Below are 2527 nucleotides of genomic sequence, written 5' to 3'. Positions count from 1 at the left end.
GTCGCGGCGCCTGCGCCGTCGCCGCTCGCTGCAGCGCCGACCCCGATCGCGAGCACGCCCAGCGAGCGGGTGACCCCTGCGCCGCCGGTCGCGCGCGCGATCGACGTCGCGAAGCCCGCCGCTGCATCGGTGCCACTCGAGCCGATTGCCGCGCCCGCCGCGCCGAAACCGCCGGTCGCGACCTACGTCGTCGCACCGAGCTTCCCGAACTACTACTCGTCGCAGACCGGCCGCGTCGAGGCGACGTTTTCGATCGCCGAGGACGGCTCGGTCAAGGACATCGAGTTCGTCGGCGCCAAGGGCGGGGCGTTCGAGCGCGCCGCCGAGCGCGCACTGCGCCAATGGCGCTTCGACCCGTCGACGCTGCCGGAACACCCGATGCGGTACACGCAGGCATTCGTGTTCGCGCCGAAGGGCCACGGCGCCGCGCACGAGGAGTGCGTGCAGTCGACCGGGTCGCTGATCTGCCGCGATCCTGCCGAGGGTCGCGCGGCACAGGTGTCCAATATCAACGCATGGCCGCCGAAGACCGGTGGTTAACGCAAGCCTCAGAGGGCTTTAACGATCGTTTAATCAATGCGTCCCTATAGTCGGCCCCACTGTAGTTCTGCTCGACACTCCTAAGTCAGGTCTGGTGACTGGCAGAGTACGGTAATCGGGGCAGTAGCTTTTTGGCCCAAGCGAGGTGTGTTCCCCCAATGGCACCTCCTTGGGCCATTTTCTTTTGTTTTTGCGATCCATCCGGGGTCGCAGGGCCCTCGAGACCGGCGTCGCATTGAAGTCGCAGCCTTCGTTGGAATCCAGAAGTGGCCATCGATGGCTGCACTCTCCGACGACAGCACGCTCCGCGTGCGATGGCGCACCCGTTGGGCTTTCCGGCAACCGCCCCCAACTCCCCGAAACGTCCTCAGCGTCCGGTGTGCTCCGCATCGGCTGGTTCACGCGTTAAAGTAGATACCCATGCGCATTCTGGTCATCGAAGACAACAGCGACATCGCCGCGAACATCGGCGACTTCCTCGCGGACAAGGGGCACGTCGTCGATTTCGCAGGCGACGGCGTCACCGGCTTGCACCTCGCGGTCGTCAACGACTTCGACGTGATCGTGCTCGACCTCGGGCTCCCCGGCATGGACGGCCTCGAGGTCTGCCGCAAGCTGCGCCAGGAAGCGAAGCGCCAGACGCCGGTGCTCATGCTCACCGCGCGCGACTCGCTCGACAACAAGCTCACGGGGTTCGAGTCGGGCGCCGACGACTACATGGTCAAGCCGTTCGCGCTGCAGGAGCTCGCCGCGCGCCTCGAGGTGCTCGGCCGCCGCGGCAAGGGTGGCAAGAGCCGCGTGCTGCAGCTCGCCGATCTCACCTACAACCTCGACACGTTGACGATCAGTCGCGCCGGCAAGCAGATCACGCTCAATCCGATCGGCCTCAAGCTGCTGCAGTCGCTCATGGAAGCGGCGCCGTCGGTGGTGACGCGCCAGGAACTGGAAACGCGCGTCTGGGGCGAGGAACTTCCCGACAGCGATTCGCTGCGCGTGCACATCCATGGGCTGCGTGCCCAGATCGACAAGCCGTTCGACAAGGCGCTGATCCAGACCCGCCACGGCATCGGCTACCGCATGGTCGATCCGGATGCGCTACCGGCGTAGGCTCCGCTCACGCATCATCATTTCATTCGCGCTGTTCGGGCTCGGCCTCACGGCGCTGTTCGCGGTCGCGACCGTATACATGCGCACGCGGCTGGAAGACCAGCTCGTCAACACCACGCTCGAACGCGAGCTGCGCCACTTCGTCGATTTCAAGCGCGACAACCTGTCGCCCGACGCGCAGTTCCCGATGTCGCTGATCCAGCTGCAGATCGTGCGGGCCGGGCGCACGGCGACCGTACCGCTCGCGTGGCAGAGCTTCGAAGCAGGCGTCTACGACATCGAGGACATCGGCCGCGAGGGCAAGACGCGGCCGTACAAGCTCGCGGTCTACAAGGACCACGATTTCTGGGCCTACCTGCGCTTCGACGTCAGCACGCAGAAGCTCGGCGAGCGCCAGCTGCTCACCGTGCTCGCGGCGTCGGTGCTCGCGTTCGCGGTGCTCTCGCTCGTAATCGGCTTCTGGCTGTCGGCGCGCGTGATGAGCCCGGTCATCGAACTCGCGAACCGCGTGCGAGCGATGAGCCGGTCGGGCCGGCCTGAACTCCTCAAGGCGCACTTCGCCGACGACGAAGTCGGCCAGCTCGCCGCCGCGCTCGACGACTATTCCACGCGCCTGACCGAAATGGTCCAGCGCGACCGCGAGTTCAACGCCGACGTCAGCCACGAGCTGCGCACGCCGCTCGCGGTGATCGCGAGCACGACCGAGCTGCTGCAGGGCTCGCCCGACCTCACCGACAAGCTGCGCGAGCGCCTGCGGCGGATCGAGCGCGCGGTGCGCCAGTCGAGCGAACTCATCGATGCGCTGCTGCTGCTGTCGCGACGCGAGCGCCAGGCACCGACCGACGGCGAAACGACGGACGTCGCGAAGGTCGTCGAGCAG

Annotated in this window: 3 protein-coding genes; all 3 read left to right on the top strand. The window is 66.8% G+C overall.

The genetic code is table 11. The features are described 5' to 3' along the window. Positions 1–540 (top strand): TonB family protein (locus VI238_RS15930; RefSeq protein WP_331653135.1); only part of this gene is annotated, 540 nt, incomplete at its 5' end. 420 nt (positions 541–960) lie between these two features. Then, positions 961–1647, top strand: a complete 687-nt coding sequence (locus VI238_RS15925; protein WP_131992204.1) for a response regulator transcription factor — start codon at positions 961–963, stop codon at positions 1645–1647. Further along, positions 1631–2527: HAMP domain-containing sensor histidine kinase (locus tag VI238_RS15920; RefSeq protein ID WP_331653130.1), on the top strand; the 897-nt coding region annotated here is incomplete at its 3' end. The genes VI238_RS15925 and VI238_RS15920, both read left to right, overlap by 17 nt.

This window comes from Dokdonella sp. (assembly GCF_036518555.1).
Classification (GTDB): domain Bacteria; phylum Pseudomonadota; class Gammaproteobacteria; order Xanthomonadales; family Rhodanobacteraceae; genus Dokdonella_A.
This window is presented reverse-complemented; position numbering and strand designations above follow the sequence as displayed.